Genomic DNA, 15149 nt, shown 5'->3' with positions numbered 1-15149 from the left:
TATGGGAAAGGAAACCGGGAATCATTTCGATAAGGAAGGTTATTTCGGGGAATTCGGAGGAAGATACGCTCCCGAAATTCTACACGACGCTCTCGTGGAACTGGAAACGACCTACAAAAAATTAAAGAAGAATAAACGGTTCAAAAAGGAACTCGAATACTATCGTAAGAATTACATCGGTCGTCCCTCTCCGTTGACCTTCGCCGAACGTCTGACGAAGGCTTGGGGTGGAGCTAAAATTTGGCTGAAACGCGAAGACTTGAATCACACCGGCGCGCATAAGATCAATAATACGATCGGTCAGGTTTTGATCGCAAAGACGATGGGTAAATCGAGAATCATCGCCGAAACCGGAGCCGGTCAGCACGGGGTCGCCACAGCCACCGTCGGCGCTATGTTCAAGATGGAAACCGTCGTTTATATGGGCGACGAGGATCTTCGTCGTCAGGAACTCAACGCGATCCGTATGAGAATGATGGGGGCCAAGGTGGTCGGAGTTTCGAGCGGAACTGCGACCCTTAAAGACGCGACCAGTGAAGCGATGAGAGATTGGGCATTAAATGTTTCTAATACACATTATATCGTGGGCTCTTCGATCGGACCTCATCCCTTCCCGACGATCGTCCGCGATTTTCAATCCGTGATCGGTATCGAATCCAGAAAACAATTCAAAAAAGAGAACGGCAGCCTTCCGAACGCCGTTGTCGCTTGTGTTGGCGGAGGTTCGAACGCGATCGGAATGTTTTACGGTTTTATCAAAGATAAAAAAGTGAAACTCTACGGTGTGGAAGCGGGCGGTTTTTCTTCGGAGCCGGGATCACATTCCGCCACGATTCGTTTTGGCAGAACCGGTTTTTTACACGGTACGAAAACCCTGGTGATTCAGGACGAGTTCGGACAGATCGTTCCTGCTCATTCGGTTTCAGCCGGACTCGACTATCCCGGGGTCGGACCCGAACACGCGTACTTTCATAAAAGCGGTCGAGTTACGTATGCGAACGTTGGAGACGAAGACGCGTTAGACGCCTTTTTAGAAGTCTGCCGTGTGGAAGGGATCATTCCCGCTTTGGAAACAGCGCATGCATTCCGTTTCGCCAAGGATCTCGCTAAGTCCATGGGTAAAAAGGAGAATCTTTTGATCTGTTTGTCAGGAAGAGGAGACAAGGACGTCGCCGAAGTTGCCAGACTTAGAAAAGGAGAATTTTCTTGAACTCGATCTCTTCCGCTTTCTCCTCCGATAAGAGCGTTTTTATTCCTTACATTTCTCTGGGTGATCCGGATTACGAATCCTCAGTGGTCTGGGCGGACGCGCTCATTCGCGGCGGCGCAGGAATTTTGGAATTAGGGATTCCGTTTACCGACCCTGTCGCGGACGGACCCGTCATCCAGAAGGCTTTCAAACGCGCCTTGTCGCATCCGTTTTCGATGAAGAAGATTCTCGAAATCACCGCGGAGATTCATAAACTTCATCCGCAAACTCCTCTCGTTTATCTTACGTATTTTAATCCGTTGTATTCTATGGGACTTGAAGCCTTTGCGGAAACGGCTAAGAACTCCGGTATCCAAGGTTTGATCATTCCGGATCTTCCGTATGATACTCCTGAAGCGGAGGAGTTTTTTTCCCAGTTGAAAAAAAGAAAAATCGATTTCATCCATCTCGTGACTCCCGCCACGACGGAAGTTCGGATTCGTTCCATGAAATCTTTGGCCTCCGGTTTTATCTATTACGTTACTTCCTACGGTGTGACGGGAGAACGTCGCGCTCTTGCCGACGGTCTTGAAGATAGAATCCGTTCTGTTCGAAATCAGGTCGGTCTTCCCGTTTGTGCCGGCTTCGGTATTTCCTCCGTGGACCAGGCTCGGACGATTTCGGAGTACGCGGACGGGGTGATTATCGGTTCCGCGGTCCAGAAAATCATCGAAGAAAAGGGGAGTGATCGCGATTTGTGTGCGAGCGCACTTTTGGCGTTCGCATCCGGGATTCGTTCCGCGATGCGATGAGTGCGGGAGTGAATGGGGAAAACGGGGAGCTCGGGTCAGTGCGGATGGGCTCTTCTAAGGGTGATTTGGCTTTTGAGAAGTTTTTTGTTACAGGAGTATTCTCTTGTAAGATGCAATATTGTTGGAGCTCCATTGATTTTCCTAGAAGTTTTGCTCGTCCGGCTCCATGACAATAGCAAAGAAAACAAAAGGCATCTCGATATTCCCAATCCCCAAGCCAAAATCCCCAATTTACACCAATCTTTCTCAAAAGGACGGAAATTCATCTTCTGTAAGTTGAGATCCTTTTCCTGATACTTAGCATAAACAGATCTTTTTCCCAAAAAACGCTTTCGAATCAAAGCTTCATCCCACTGAGACAAAAGATCGTGCAGGGTTTTACGGAGCAGTTTCGGACGAAGTCTAAACTGCGCCACCAGTTCCTCCGGTATCAAAAAAGAACAAAGATTTCCTTTAGAACGCACTTTACAGAGATGAAATCCGGATTTCAGAACATGGTATCTCATAACGAGAACGGTTCCGGAACAAAGCCGAGCGGAACAAAAAATGAGAAAAAGTGAACTAGAGGGCACAAGAACGGAGCTAAGTCCCTGTAAAATATTGACGAATCTTGAAGCGATTGGATACTGTTCCCCGATCTCCGACGGAGGAACGCAATGAGCGAGACAAAGAATAAAATCACTCCCTTCAACATCGTATTTTTAGTATTGGGGTTCGCGGGGATCGTATCGATATCGATCACTGCGTTTTTCCCGAAAATCACGCAACTGACCGAATTATTGATCGGAGGATTTTTCGCACTTTTGTTATCCGCGTATCCGATCTATAGGTTCATTTCGTCGGTCACTGCGGATAAACAAAAATCGGGGAGCGTATGGTTGGCGATCGTAGTATCGCTCGTAATGTTTTTTCTCTATCAGATATTCACTCCGCTTGCGGATTTGGAGGAATCTTCCGTGTCTTGGAGATTCACTCTCTTGAGAGGGGGGATCAACAAAAGCGAAAAGGAATCCGAGGAAGGGACGATCGAATATACGAGATACAATCCTCCTCCCGGGGCGAGGCAGGATATCCAGATCATAGGAATCACAACGACTTCTTTAGAAAAACTCCAAGGACGTTGGCCATTGCCTTGGAAATATTATGCAAATATAATAGACATATTCAAAAACACATCCAACCAACTGATGTTCGATATTTTCTTCGTGGATTACAAACCTGGACAAACGGAAGAAATGGCCGAAGCGTTGGGAAAAAATCCGCAGGTAATGTTTGACTACCCGATGGAGACGAGTCTGGAATCCAAAAGTTCTATTTTGAATCTGGACAAACGGATTGAGGTCCTGAGAAAGTTCAAACTGGAAAACGTACAAGATCCGGGAGAAACGGGGACGGTCTGGTTGAAGTTTCCTCAGCCGCCGATCGAACCGGTGGCGGGTAAGGCATCCGGATTAGGATTCGCGAATATTAAAAAAGACGAAAGTGGTCTCAATCGCAGAATGCCTTTGGTAGCGAAACTCCTCAACGCAGGGCCTTTGCGCGAGACGGAATATTATCCTTCCATCGATTTGATCATCGCTTGTAATTATTTCGGAGTGGACGTAAAACGCGACGTGGAAGTCGTAATGGGAAAACACGTAAAGATCAAGAATATCCCGCAGAAGACCCTAACGAATTTTAATCGTAAAAGTCTCAAGATGGAAACGAAGGATATCATGAATCGTCCGAACGAAACCCGCGAGGTGACGATTCCGATCGACGAGGACGGTCAGATGCAGATCAATTTTCCGGGCGGGTTGTATTCGTTTCGTGCCCATGAAATCTTCGAGGCGGCGACGGAATGGAACGAGGAGACTGCATCACAATTTCAGAATACGATTTTTCTCGTAGCGATGTATTATGCTACGGGAGCCGGAGCCGCGAAGGATACGCACTTGTCGCCGTTCGGCGATATGTCCGGAATCGAACATCACGCGGCGGCGATCAATACGATCTTGAATCAGGATTTTCTATTCGAATTGCCGTTGTGGGGAGAATTTCTGATTCTGATTTCCATCGGATTGTTGGCGGGATTCGTTCAGCCTAGATTGAAGACTTGGCTTGCGTTCCTGTTTTTCTTAGCGGTGGCCTTGGTGTATTCTGTGGGGACATTGGTCAATTTCTCCGAGCTCAATTTGGTGCATTTGTATCCAACGGTATTGTTGGAGCAGTTGTTCATATTCATCGGACTCATCGGCTTTCGGATTTTAACGGAAGAAGAAAACGTAAAATACATCCGAAGCACGTTCTCCAAATTCGTATCCAAGGACGTGGTGGACGAACTTCTCAAAAATCCTGAGAACTTGAATTTGGGAGGTTCCAAACGTGATATTACGATCTTCTTTTCGGATATCCGCGGATTTACGACCATGTCCGAAAAAATGGGACCGGAGGAGCTGGTTCAATTCTTGAATCAATATCTTTCCGAGATGACCGAGATCATCATTGAATTCAAGGGAACGATTGATAAATACATGGGTGATGCGATCATGGCATTTTGGGGGGCGCCTGTACCTCTCGAAGATCATGCGTATTACGGATGTGCCGCCGGTTTGGCGCAGATGAGACGGTTGGCGACTCTTAAGGAAGAGTGGAAGAGCTTGGATCTCCCTCAGATGGATATCGGAATCGGACTCAATTCCGGACCTGCGGTCGTAGGAAACATGGGGAGTTCCCACAGGATGGATTATACCTGTATGGGGGATACGATCAACCTCGGTTCGCGACTGGAAGGAACGAACAAGGAGTACGGAACCCATATTATCATCTCGGAATATACGTATGAAAAGGTAAAGGATCGGGTTATTGCAAGAGAATTGGATCTGATCAAAGTGAAAGGAAAAACCCAACCGGTCCGGATCTATGAACTTTTGGATTTGGTAAACGAGGATGACCTGAAACTATTAAGAAAACCTTTGCAAGCGGGCTGAGAACAGGATCAAATTAGAATAGAAAGTTTTCATGCAAGAAGAATCAACTCTGCTGGATCATATTCATTATCCGGCCGATCTCAGAAACATACCTCTGGAAAAACTTCCCGAGGTATGTAAAGAGGTGAGAAATTATATCATCGACACTCTTTCCGGAGTGGGCGGACATTTCGCGAGCAATCTGGGAGTCGTGGAACTCACGGTAGCTCTTCATTACGTTTTTGATACCCCGAAAGATCGATTGATTTGGGACGTGGGTCATCAGACCTATCCGCACAAAATACTGACCGGTAGAAAGGATCGGTTGAACACTGTGCGGAAATTCAACGGTCTCTCCGGTTTTCCGAAACGGGAGGAATCCCAGTATGATCTCTATAACACCGGTCATGCGGGAACGTCCATATCACAGGCGTTAGGCGAAGCTGCCGCCAGGGATTTGATGGGGGACGATTACAACGTGGTCGCCATCATAGGAGACGCTTCCATTGCCACGGGAATGGCGTTGGAGGCGATGAACCACGCCGGACATCTCAAGAAGAACATGATCGTGATTTTGAACGACAACTTCATGTCCATCTCTAAGAACGTAGGATCCATCTCCAATTATCTGAACAACATCATTACGTCCCATTTCTACAACCACTGGAAACGGATATTTTATACTTTCTTAAAGTGGTTGCCGCTCGTCGGACCTGCGATGGAGCGTTTTTTCAAACGAGTGGAAAAGGGATTTAAGGACGTGATGACTCCGGGCGGGTTGTTCGAGGATTTGGGATTCGGTTATATCGGACCCGAGGACGGACATGACGTACTTCGTCTCGTCAAAATGCTCGAAAAAGTGAAGAAGATGAAAGGACCGATCCTACTTCATTTGATCACACAAAAAGGAAAGGGATACGATCCTGCGGAAAAGGATCCGATCAAGTATCACGGTGTTACACCTTTCCGAAAAGAGGACGGCGCGATGGACAGCGGGGATTCCTCGAAAATCGCGTATAGCAAGATCGTCGGAAGAATGTTGTCCATTCTCACTGAAAAAAACAAACGGATCGCGGCAATCACACCGGCGATGATCGAAGGAAGCGGACTCAAGGAATACGCGGAGAAATTTCCGGAACATTTATTCGATGTGGGAATCGCGGAACAACATTCGGTAGCGTTTGCGGGAGCGATGACAAGCGGAAATATCGTTCCGTATATGTGCATTTATTCGACTTTTTTGACGAGAGGTATGGATCAGCTCGTCGAGGATGTTTCTCTGATGAATCTTCCCGTACGTTTTATCATCGATCGTGCGGGTTGTGTGGGACCGGACGGAGAAACGCACCAAGGTTTGTTCGATTTAGGATATCTGTTGGGGCTACCGAATATGGACGTATTCGTTCCTTCGAACGGGCAGGATCTTATAGATTCGATTCGATTTATGGAAGGATACGACCGAGGACCGATCGCGATCCGATTTCCGAAAGCGAACACGAACGTAAACGAATTGGATTTTCACAAACCGGCGGAAATGAAACCCGGTACGTTTCGGATTCTCCAAAAAGGCGCGGACGTCGCTCTTTTGTCGATCGGATCGATGTTGGAGGAGGCGAAGAAGGCGACTCAAATTCTGCAGAGCGCGGGCTTTAGCGTAACGTTGATCGATTTGGTCTGGCTCAGGCCGTTGTCGATCGACGATTTGAATTCGGAACTGTCGCAGGTTCGTTCGTTTGTGATTTTAGATGAAAGTTACATAGACGCGGGCGCGTCCGGATATTTGTTGAATCGGATCGGGCAGGAACATCTATCCAAATACGTTCGCACGTTCGGATTTCCGCCGGAACCGATTCATCACGGGGAACGAAAAGAGATCTTCGAAGCCTACGGTTTGGACGGAAAATCCGTCGCGGCCAACATCGCGGACGTATTAAAAAAAAACTTGATCAAGCCTTGAACGTTCCAAACCGAAAATCAAAGTAAAAAACGGGTTATGGAATTGGAAAACTTTACTCCTTCTGATTTTTTAGAAGCGGCGAAATTCTTTTACAAATCGGGTGATTCCGATAGAGCCGAATATCTTTTCAAACTTTCTTTAGAAAACGAGGAAAGTCACGAAGCCTATTTCTTTTTGGGTTTGATGGAGAATCAGAAGGGAAAGCCGGAAAAAGGTCTGTTGCATTTTTACAAGTCCGTGGAAATCAATCCGAACTACGGAAATCCCTGCAACGAAATCGGAATCATACTTTTGAGAGCGGGCAAGGAAACCGATGCGGTGTTTTGGCTAAAAAAATCGCTTCGGTGCGACCTCAACGACGCGCCTCATATCTCTTTGTATAATCTTGCAACGCTGTATAAGATCTGGAATCGTCCGGAACGGTCCTTACAATATCTACATCGAGCGATTCAAATCAAACCGGACTTCGAAGAAGCCAAACGTCTGCGGGAAGAACTCGGTTCCGCCATTTAGACCGCTTAGTGTAAGAAAATCTGCCGCGACCCGGAAGCGAAAACGAAACGCTCAATCGTGAAACGCGGCAGGAAGCGGCACTTCCGGAGATTCTCCCGATTCGAATATAGGAACGGTCGTTTCGCCGAAACGGATCTCGACGCCTTCGCTCGTTTCTTCGAGAAAGGGACTTAGATCGGAAAGACAATTTCGATCGAGTCTGAATTTGATCTTCTTTTTATCGCGAATACGGGCGAACAGACATCCGTTTTCGTCGAGAGCAAAATCCAACAATTCCAGCGGAAAAGATTCGTCCGACTCGGAAAGAAAGTATAACGTTTCGCTCGAAAGTATACATGCTGTTAGGTGAATCGGATAACCTTGGATTCTGACGTAGCCGTTTTCGGCAAGATCCCCGAATCGGTTGTCTATATATACTCCCGACTCGTCCTCCTTTAAATTTTTGCGGAAGTAGGAAAGAACTTCCTTTTGGTCGATACGATTTCCGCGAAAGATCCAGCGATCCTGTGCATCCACAATGATTTCGCTGTCGAATTTTCGAGGAGAGACGTTCTTTTTTTCGGAAGAGGATTTCATCGGAAATTGTCCTTGTACCGATATGCGACCCCTTCGACGACTCCCATTTCGTTGTTTACGTATCCGATGGAGACCGTGTTTCCGTCCCCGTTTCCACTTTGTATTAGAATGGGAGCCACGTTTACGATTCCTTTTCCGGTAAATACGACTCCGTCCATATGATTGGCAAACAATTCTTTTTTGAGTTCGACAATGATATGTTCCGGAACAGGACCGTTGGAAAACGTACGGATCACAATTTTACCATAGGTGCGGTACGGTTTTTGCGGGGAAGTGTTTCTGATTTCGATTTCAGTCCAGGCGCTTTTATGAGAAAAACCGAATTCTTCTCGGAGAGCGGTTTCCGGGATAAATTCTACGGACTCGCAAGAAAAAAGAGTGGAAAGAAGAATCAGTACCGAAACAATCTTCGCAATCCGTAAAAAGATGCGAAATTTTGCAGATTTTTCTGTCCGCGGAATCATAATTCCATTCAGAAAAAACCGAATTCTGACGCAAGTGTTTTAATCTTCGTTTTCCTCGACGGAAGAACGGAGTTGTTCTCAATCAATTAGATGTTATGATAAAACGGGATAAGGGTAAATAGTTCGGATCTCCTCAAAACGAGTCGCGCGTCCCTACAACTTTCAGATGGAAGATACAGAATTAGAGAAACGTTCAAGAGAGAACGTATTAAAGATCGGTTATTGTTCCTTGGATGAAATCGAGGAAAAGGTCAAAGCGTTTCGAGTGATGAACCAAAACGCGGCGAAAAAGAGATATCTCATTACGAGGGAACCGGTTCTCGACAACAACGGCAAACCTTTGCTGGCAAAAGCGGCGGAAATCGATATTTCGGCGGCTAAACTTTTACGAAGACATTTCAAGGGCAGTCAGATGTTTAAAACCTTTCAGCCGGACGAAGGGATTGTGATCATTTCGGACATGACTTCCGCCGAAGGGGTTTCGTTTACGATGGACATCGTCACTCAAATTATGAATCTCGGAGGCGGCGCCTACGAAGGTTTCATCGATCGTGTCGATAGTTTCGGCGAATTCATCAATCTTTTGAAAAAATCCCTTTTTCCGAAGTTGATTATCATCGGTTATATTCCTCAGGCTCAGGTTCAGTCGGAACTCCTCAATTTCGTTCGTGTGAAACGCGTGGATAACTATCTTCGTTCCATCGAACTCTCTCACAGTCTTTTCAAACCGCATCCTTATTTTCCAAAGATCAAACAGGTCGAAATTTCGCAGCACGATCCGAAAAGTTGGGGTCGTTTCGTAGTGGAAATCATTCGAGAATATACGCGTCCGTATCTTTTGGAAGAGATTTGATTTTTTCGCGGGAGTTCCCGCGTAATTTTTCCGACAAATCGTTGCGGGAACTCCCGCGAAAAAGCGGGAAGGGCCATTTTGCGTTTCGGCGGTTGGATAAACGGCCCGTTTGTTCTATTGTTTTTCCGACAAAGTTGTGTGGGAACTCACACAAATTCCGCTAAAACAAAAAAATCCTTCGTACAATCGAATCTCGACCGGACGCGATCTACACAATCCAGCCGACACAAAAAAACCTTAGAACTAAAAATGAACATGGAAAGAGGAAAAAGGAACCAACAGAGGAAAAAAACGCGCCGCACCGAAGAAAGCGGAAACCAATCTCCTCCGCGCTCGAAAAAAAAGAATCGAATGTTGCCATTCCGATTACGACCGAATTTTAGCGCTGGAAAAACAGCGAAAAAGTCAAATCTGCCGATTCTATCAAACCCGATAAAATTCCAGATTGTCCCGCAGAGGATCGGGTAACGAACCCAGCGCGTTGATGTATTTTTTATATCGGTTTTCCAATTCGGTATATTTACGATTTCTAATATTGATGAAACGATTGTGAATCTCAGCGAACGCCGGCGTTTTCGCCACTTTTTCGCGGATCGCTCTGCTAAAGGGAATATGTCTGTAAAAAATTCCCCGAACGACCTTGTTCAGACGTTGTACTCCGTCCGATTCGTATTTCATCCAGAGTTGATAGTCGTTCGAAAAAATGTCCCGATCGTTACGGAATCTTTTGAAGTCGCTCGCCAGTTTTTCCTTGATCTCGATCGAGAGATCCTTGTTCTTCTTAAAAAATTGAATGTAATCGGTGTAATCCGCGGTAATCGAGGGATTGCCGACGTTATTCCATTCCGCGCCGAGAATGGATTTCGTAAGTTCCCAGCGAAAGGCGGCTAACGCGTCCGTAATCATCGTCTTCAAATCGCCTTGTGCCAAAATCGGAATCACGATCCGCCCCGGACTTTCTTTCGAACCGGAACCTCTATGAACGGAAAGATCCTGCCACATCATCACCTTCGTTCCGATCGAAGGAACGATGATAAAATCGGGGATCACACATTTTTGAATGAATTCCTTGGTGATTCCCAGTTCGTTGTTGTTGTAGATGACTTCCCGATGAAAAACGGAATAATCGATTCCCATCAAATCGTGAACGACGTCGGAAAGCATTTTTTTTGAAACGTAGGCCTTATCGATCGCCATCTGACTGTGAAACTTGGTCAGGATAGGAAAGTGAGTGGCAGGACTTCCCGAAGTTAGTCGGACATTGGCCTCGTATAACGACGCGAATTCGAACTTCAATCTGGTTTCGGGATTGTCCAATTCCGGTGGGATATCGGATTCTTTTTTGATATTGATGTTTCTATTTTCGAGTTTGACCTTTTCGAAAAAGTTCTGACCCATTTCGTCCAGAGACGTAGGCACTTCGCGTTTATAAACTCTCTCCAACCATTCGGTTCCGAGAGAAATCGGAATATCCGTAACGGAATTCATCGTCTCCTTGAACGAATACATAAACGCGAGCTGGGAATCGTCCACCAGACTTTCGTCGAAAAAACCGTATTTCAACATGAGATCGACCGCTTTCGGAACGTTCCGGTTCGAATGCATGTATTTCATATAACAGGACTGATACATGTCCCAGTAATGACGTCCGAGAGTCCTTCGTACCTTACGGATATCCCCTTCCGGATCGAGAGGGTTTTTTAGGCTCTTCACCTTTACCATCAATGCGGAAAATTCCTTTACGCGCTCCGCATCAAGACCGGAGAACTGAATGATCACGGAAGCGGAATTGTCCAACTCCTTTCGAATCGCCGCGATGTCAACTCCCGCCGCCACGGAAGAAGAGGACGGAGCCGCGGTTTTAGGAGAAGATTCCTCCATCTTTTTAGAAAGCGCGGTCGCTTTGGATTGAAATGCGTTCGTGTTCGGAGAAATACCGGCTACCGGAACTCCGAAAAGGGTTTGATGACCGTTTTTGTATTTTTCTATCTTTCCTGCAACGGCGCCTAACACGGGAACTACGAATTCCGTAGGGGAAGTTCCGTATCCCGAAGCGGTGATGTCCAGAATGAGATAGAATTTTTCGACGAGGCTGCTTTCCCCAACGAAAAAAAGACGAAACGCGTCGTCCAAATCGGAAAGAAGCGTCTTGAGAATTCCGGAAATCTGCTCCAGAACGCCGGCCAACTTACCGCAAACATAGGCCAACATCGTAGGATCCGCGGTGAAAAGCGCATTCAGAATTTTCGGATCCTGAATCACCAACTTTCGAATGAAAGAGAATTCTCCGTCTTGGAAATCGATTTCCTCGGGATACAAACGAGTCAGTTGGGATTCGTGTTCCTCCTCCATAAATTGAGGACTCGGTCTGTCCGGAAGTATGCCTCCGTTGTCAAAGAATAATTTCAAATTCTCTCTACAAAGACGCATAACGGGATCGACCACGTCCGAGGAGACTTCCGGGATCGGAGAACCGGGTTTGATATCCGGAAAAACGTTCGGATTGAATTGATAATAAAGAATGGAAAGATTGTCGTTTACCTTTTCGATTTCGGAAGTGATCTTTCGGATTTGATTCGCTTTTTTGAAAAGTTCGGTGATTTCCTTCAAAAGAGTTCGGGCCACCATCAAACCCAGGGAAACGCGAGAACCTACGCTTTTGCCGATGGTATCCCGATTCATCGCGTACGTCGAAATCACACACGCATCTTCCGCCTGGAGTTGAAACGGATATCTTCCTCCGGTAAATAAGGCCATCGATCCGGGAGTCAGATTGGCTCCGTTGATTTTGAAAAGTTCCAATTTTCTTCCACCGGAAATTTCGGTGAGATAACGCACCGTCCCGCTGTGAAGCACGTTGAGGGTATTCGCGGGCGAACCTTCCGGAAATAGGACGCTGCCTGCGGGGGCTTGGGCTTGTTGTTGCGGGACTGAGGGATCGAATGCCATACTTTGTTTATCGAAGGTTAAATGAAAAAGAAACTATCTATCTTCCCTACGGAAAACTCTTTTTTTCACGCGCGGGGTAAAAAACCCTTCCTCCATCCGAAACACAACGGGGATTTCGTTGCACTTGACTTCGAACGCGACGCAAAAACGATACCGGAAGGATGAAACAAATCGAAACTCTCCTTCGCAAAGCCAGGATCGGGATGATCACGAATCAAAGCGCGTTCGGACCGAACGGAGAATATCATTTTCAAACGATCCGCAAACGATACGATCTCAAAAAGATCTTTCTGCCCGAACACGGCCTTTTTGCGGAATTGCAGGATCAGGTTTCCGGATCCGGTTTGCGTTACGATTGGGAAGGAGTGGAGTTCGTCAATCTCTACGGTGATCACGAATCGAGTCTCGTACCGGATGCGGTTTCTTTGGAAGGATTGGATCTCATTCTCGTGGATATACGAGACACGGGTGCTAGGTATTATACGTTTTTGACCACTGCGTATTATTTTTTGGAGGAAATCGGAAAATGGAATTCCTCCGGGAAACAGGAAATTTCCGTGCTTGTGATCGATTCCTCCAACCCCGCGGGAAGAAAAGTCGAGGGAACTCCCTTACAAAAAGAGTTCGAATCCTTCGTCGGAGTGCGCGGAGTTTTGCACAGACACGGTCTGACTCCGGGGGAATTGTTGTCGTATTACGTGGAAGAATTTTCGATCAACGTGAATTTGAAAACGATCCGCAAAGGATGGTACCGGGATGAAAACGGAGAATTTTCCTGGATTCCTCCTTCGCCCAACATTCCGTTTCGATCCACCTGCTACGTTTATTCCGGTCAATGTCTTTTGGAAGGAACCAACCTTTCGGAAGGAAGAGGAACGACTCGCCCGTTCGAAATTTTCGGAGCGCCGTATGTGGACGAGCGGAAGGAAAAATTTCGAAAGGAGTTGGAGCGCTTGCAAAAGGACGTGTTCGTCCTGCGACCTCTTAAGTTCGTTCCTACGTTTCATAAACATAAGGATCTCGTGTGCGGCGGGTATCAGATTCTATTGCGAAAACCGGAGAAGTTCCACGCATTGTATTTTACCTTAAAGTTCATCCGCATGTTGCGCGAGGAATATCCGAACGAGTTCGCGTATCGGGACGGCGCTTACGAATTCCGATCCGATCGTCCCGCAATCGAACTTCTAGTCGGGGATCGGATTCTTTTGGATTATCTCAACGGAGAATATTCGGATTCGATTGTATTCGAATATTTGCAAGAAGCGGAGGCCTCGTGGCGCAAAAAAAGCAGACGGTCGATAAGAAAATTCTAATTCTCGGAGAATAGGGACGCAAAGTGGGATTTCGGTTTCGCGGTTGCTATCGGAAGTTCGTATAAACGCCACGCTGATTCCACTTTGTTCCCGGTTTCGCGGTTGCTATCGGAAGTTCGTATAAACGCGGCGTTGATTCCCCAGAAGTGAAGAATATCGGTAAAACATCCGACCCTGGAATCTTACACGTCCGCCTCTTGAATGCGCTTGATACGCGAGGAGAGGATCGGGAATCGGAAACGTGGTGTGGGGCAACGGTGTCGGCTTACAAACGATAGAACCAGGACAAACCGTTTCGGTCACCTTCCGGATTTTAGTCCGAGAACGGTAGATACGTTTTATTTACCCGATCTCATCGCTCGGATTACTTTCAGTTTTTTGTCCCGCGAGAACTTTTTGTATTCCGCGGATTCACATCCGTAAACCGCGATCTTCCCTTCCGCATCGCTGTGAACTCCCCAACCGTAACGTTTTGTAAGGGGAGAAGCCCGGAAACAAGGTTGTCCTTTGGAAAAAAAGCGCTCCCTTTCCGAAGTATATTCTTCTTTTTTAATATCATTTCGGATCGCAAAGACCTCGAACAAAACGTCATCGGAAGTGAATCGATACGGATGATTCTTGACCATGTCGAACTGAAGATTGGCGACGGTTTTGTTTTCTCCCTTAAGAGGAGGGATTTCTCCCGACACTGCGGGACAATCTTCCGCGATTTCTATGAACGTATTCAGATAATTGGTTGTATGAGTTTTCATTTTTTCGTGTTTTAACGAATCCGTCTCGATTTTACCGGATTCCTCTTTATTCTTATACGTTTGAGAGAAAGATTTTTTTCAAGAATGGAAAAATATCGGAAGAAACTTCCTTCTAAAGGATTGGAATTCATTTCCCGAATTTTAAGCGGGACGGAAAAACATTCCTCCGATCCGGTATTCGAAACCGTACGATACGCTCGGAAAAAACATAATTCAAAGATTCTCGACGTTTAAGGTTTCGGATTTTCCGGAGTGTTCGATCGAAAGTCGCAACGTTAGTCCGCTTTGGCGATTGATCCGGTGGAAGATCCGTTCCAAAAAACTCGGGTCGGAATCGGTCCTACAATCCGGAGGAAGTTTGGAAACGGTTTCGTCACTCCAGCGAAAACGCGCGAATTCGATCTTTCCGGGAAATAAATTTCTTTCGGGAACGATCCATTCATCCGAGATACATTCGATTCCTTCCGGGGAGTTAAGCGCTAACTTAAACTTCCATTCTCCGTTGGGAAATCTGAGTTCTTTGGATTCGTTTTCGTTTTTCATAAAAAGGAAAAAGGCGGGAAATCCGCTTTTGCCTTCTCGGGCCGACTTTACGTAAAACACGATCGAATCCAATTTGATTTTCGGCGAAGTCGCCTGGACTCCGAACGAACTCGGGTTCATGGCCCGCGCGACCATGCCGATCACTAAAACTACCAAAACCAGGTTGAGGATAAAGATCAGGCGGATTCGGGAAAATTTTCCTCCACTTGATTTTTTGCGGCTTTCATCCAGAAATTTTCGAAACTCTTCCGGAGAACGGGAATGATAACCTCCGCCCATA

General features: G+C 46.5%; 13 protein-coding genes and 1 pseudogene. 8 read left to right on the top strand and 6 right to left on the bottom strand.

Going from position 1 to position 15149, the window contains the following annotated elements; all coding sequences use genetic code 11:
• The first annotated feature begins 1 nt into the window (after position 1).
• Positions 2-1210, top strand: a complete 1209-nt coding sequence (gene trpB / locus EHQ17_RS15315) for a tryptophan synthase subunit beta (protein WP_135590511.1) — start codon at positions 2-4, stop codon at positions 1208-1210.
• Complete coding sequence (trpA, locus tag EHQ17_RS15310) at positions 1207-2001, top strand: tryptophan synthase subunit alpha (protein WP_135590512.1); 795 nt, start codon at positions 1207-1209, stop codon at positions 1999-2001. The genes trpB and trpA overlap by 4 nt, the downstream gene beginning before the upstream one ends.
• Before the next feature lie 35 nt (positions 2002-2036).
• Here the strand turns inward: trpA and EHQ17_RS15305 are convergent, their stop codons facing one another.
• Positions 2037-2435, bottom strand: coding sequence for a DUF1564 family protein (locus EHQ17_RS15305; protein ID WP_342776138.1), 399 nt, complete (start codon positions 2433-2435; stop codon positions 2037-2039).
• A gap of 222 nt (positions 2436-2657) precedes the next feature.
• Between EHQ17_RS15305 and EHQ17_RS15300 the strand changes: the two genes are divergently transcribed.
• From EHQ17_RS15300 to EHQ17_RS15290, 3 genes are read left to right on the top strand one after another with little or no spacing between them, the layout of a single operon-like run.
• Positions 2658-4970: an adenylate/guanylate cyclase domain-containing protein gene (locus EHQ17_RS15300; RefSeq protein ID WP_135590514.1), complete on the top strand. Its 2313-nt coding sequence runs from the start codon at positions 2658-2660 to the stop codon at positions 4968-4970.
• A 31-nt stretch (positions 4971-5001) separates the two neighbouring features.
• Positions 5002-6906, top strand: a complete 1905-nt coding sequence (dxs, locus tag EHQ17_RS15295; RefSeq protein WP_135590515.1) for a 1-deoxy-D-xylulose-5-phosphate synthase — start codon at positions 5002-5004, stop codon at positions 6904-6906.
• A 36-nt stretch (positions 6907-6942) separates the two neighbouring features.
• Positions 6943-7419 (top strand): tetratricopeptide repeat protein, encoded by a 477-nt coding sequence (locus EHQ17_RS15290; RefSeq protein ID WP_135590516.1) that lies wholly within the window; start codon positions 6943-6945, stop codon positions 7417-7419.
• A 51-nt stretch (positions 7420-7470) separates the two neighbouring features.
• On the opposite strand, the gene EHQ17_RS15285 is transcribed toward EHQ17_RS15290, so the two are convergent.
• Together EHQ17_RS15285 and EHQ17_RS15280 are read right to left on the bottom strand one after the other, a co-directional pair.
• Entirely contained in the window at positions 7471-7995 is a 525-nt protein-coding gene (locus tag EHQ17_RS15285; protein WP_135590517.1) for a hypothetical protein, read from the bottom strand.
• Positions 7992-8459, bottom strand: a complete 468-nt coding sequence (locus EHQ17_RS15280; RefSeq protein WP_135590518.1) for a hypothetical protein — start codon at positions 8457-8459, stop codon at positions 7992-7994. The genes EHQ17_RS15285 and EHQ17_RS15280 overlap by 4 nt, the downstream gene beginning before the upstream one ends.
• A 166-nt stretch (positions 8460-8625) precedes the next feature.
• Here EHQ17_RS15280 and EHQ17_RS15275 point away from each other — a divergent pair, with 166 nt between their 5' ends.
• The gene (locus EHQ17_RS15275; protein ID WP_135590519.1) at positions 8626-9312 is read left to right on the top strand and encodes a hypothetical protein; all 687 of its coding nucleotides are present in this window, start codon (positions 8626-8628) and stop codon (positions 9310-9312) included.
• A 423-nt stretch (positions 9313-9735) separates the two neighbouring features.
• On the opposite strand, the gene EHQ17_RS15270 is transcribed toward EHQ17_RS15275, so the two are convergent.
• Positions 9736-12261, bottom strand: coding sequence for a cyclic nucleotide-binding domain-containing protein (locus EHQ17_RS15270; RefSeq protein ID WP_135590520.1), 2526 nt, complete (start codon positions 12259-12261; stop codon positions 9736-9738).
• Positions 12262-12422: 161 nt separating this feature from the next.
• Between EHQ17_RS15270 and EHQ17_RS15265 the strand changes: the two genes are divergently transcribed.
• A complete protein-coding gene (locus EHQ17_RS15265) occupies positions 12423-13574 on the top strand; it encodes a DUF1343 domain-containing protein (protein ID WP_135590521.1) in 1152 nt (383 codons plus the stop codon).
• A 143-nt stretch (positions 13575-13717) separates the two neighbouring features.
• A pseudogene (locus EHQ17_RS20210) lies at positions 13718-13899 on the top strand (CARDB domain-containing protein); the annotation flags it as partial.
• Positions 13900-13912: 13 nt separating this feature from the next.
• Here the strand turns inward: EHQ17_RS20210 and EHQ17_RS15260 are convergent.
• Both EHQ17_RS15260 and EHQ17_RS15255 read right to left on the bottom strand, forming a co-directional pair.
• Entirely contained in the window at positions 13913-14326 is a 414-nt protein-coding gene (locus EHQ17_RS15260) for a DUF6157 family protein (RefSeq protein WP_135590522.1), read from the bottom strand.
• Between the two features lie 213 nt (positions 14327-14539).
• Complete coding sequence (locus EHQ17_RS15255) at positions 14540-15148, bottom strand: hypothetical protein (protein WP_135590523.1); 609 nt, start codon at positions 15146-15148, stop codon at positions 14540-14542.
• Position 15149 lies beyond the last annotated feature (1 nt).

The sequence above is a fragment of the Leptospira gomenensis genome (genome assembly GCF_004770155.1).
Classification (GTDB): domain Bacteria; phylum Spirochaetota; class Leptospiria; order Leptospirales; family Leptospiraceae; genus Leptospira; species Leptospira gomenensis.
The sequence above is the reverse complement of the archived record's forward strand: the minus strand, read 5'-3'. Positions and strand labels throughout refer to the sequence as shown.

Bases quoted from the DNA above. Each gene is read 5' to 3' on its own strand.
- EHQ17_RS15275 (WP_135590519.1), top strand. From the start codon at position 8,626: ATGGAAGATACAGAATTAGAGAAACGTTCAAGAGAGAACGTATTAAAG.
- EHQ17_RS15285 (WP_135590517.1), bottom strand. From the start codon at position 7,995: ATGAAATCCTCTTCCGAAAAAAAGAACGTCTCTCCTCGAAAATTCGAC.
- EHQ17_RS15290 (WP_135590516.1), top strand. From the start codon at position 6,943: ATGGAATTGGAAAACTTTACTCCTTCTGATTTTTTAGAAGCGGCGAAA.
- EHQ17_RS15265 (WP_135590521.1), top strand. From the start codon at position 12,423: ATGAAACAAATCGAAACTCTCCTTCGCAAAGCCAGGATCGGGATGATC.
- EHQ17_RS15260 (WP_135590522.1), bottom strand. From the start codon at position 14,326: ATGAAAACTCATACAACCAATTATCTGAATACGTTCATAGAAATCGCG.
- EHQ17_RS15255 (WP_135590523.1), bottom strand. From the start codon at position 15,148: ATGGGCGGAGGTTATCATTCCCGTTCTCCGGAAGAGTTTCGAAAATTT.
- trpB (WP_135590511.1), top strand. From the start codon at position 2: ATGGGAAAGGAAACCGGGAATCATTTCGATAAGGAAGGTTATTTCGGG.
- dxs (WP_135590515.1), top strand. From the start codon at position 5,002: ATGCAAGAAGAATCAACTCTGCTGGATCATATTCATTATCCGGCCGAT.
- EHQ17_RS15280 (WP_135590518.1), bottom strand. From the start codon at position 8,459: ATGATTCCGCGGACAGAAAAATCTGCAAAATTTCGCATCTTTTTACGG.
- EHQ17_RS15300 (WP_135590514.1), top strand. From the start codon at position 2,658: ATGAGCGAGACAAAGAATAAAATCACTCCCTTCAACATCGTATTTTTA.
- EHQ17_RS15270 (WP_135590520.1), bottom strand. From the start codon at position 12,261: ATGGCATTCGATCCCTCAGTCCCGCAACAACAAGCCCAAGCCCCCGCA.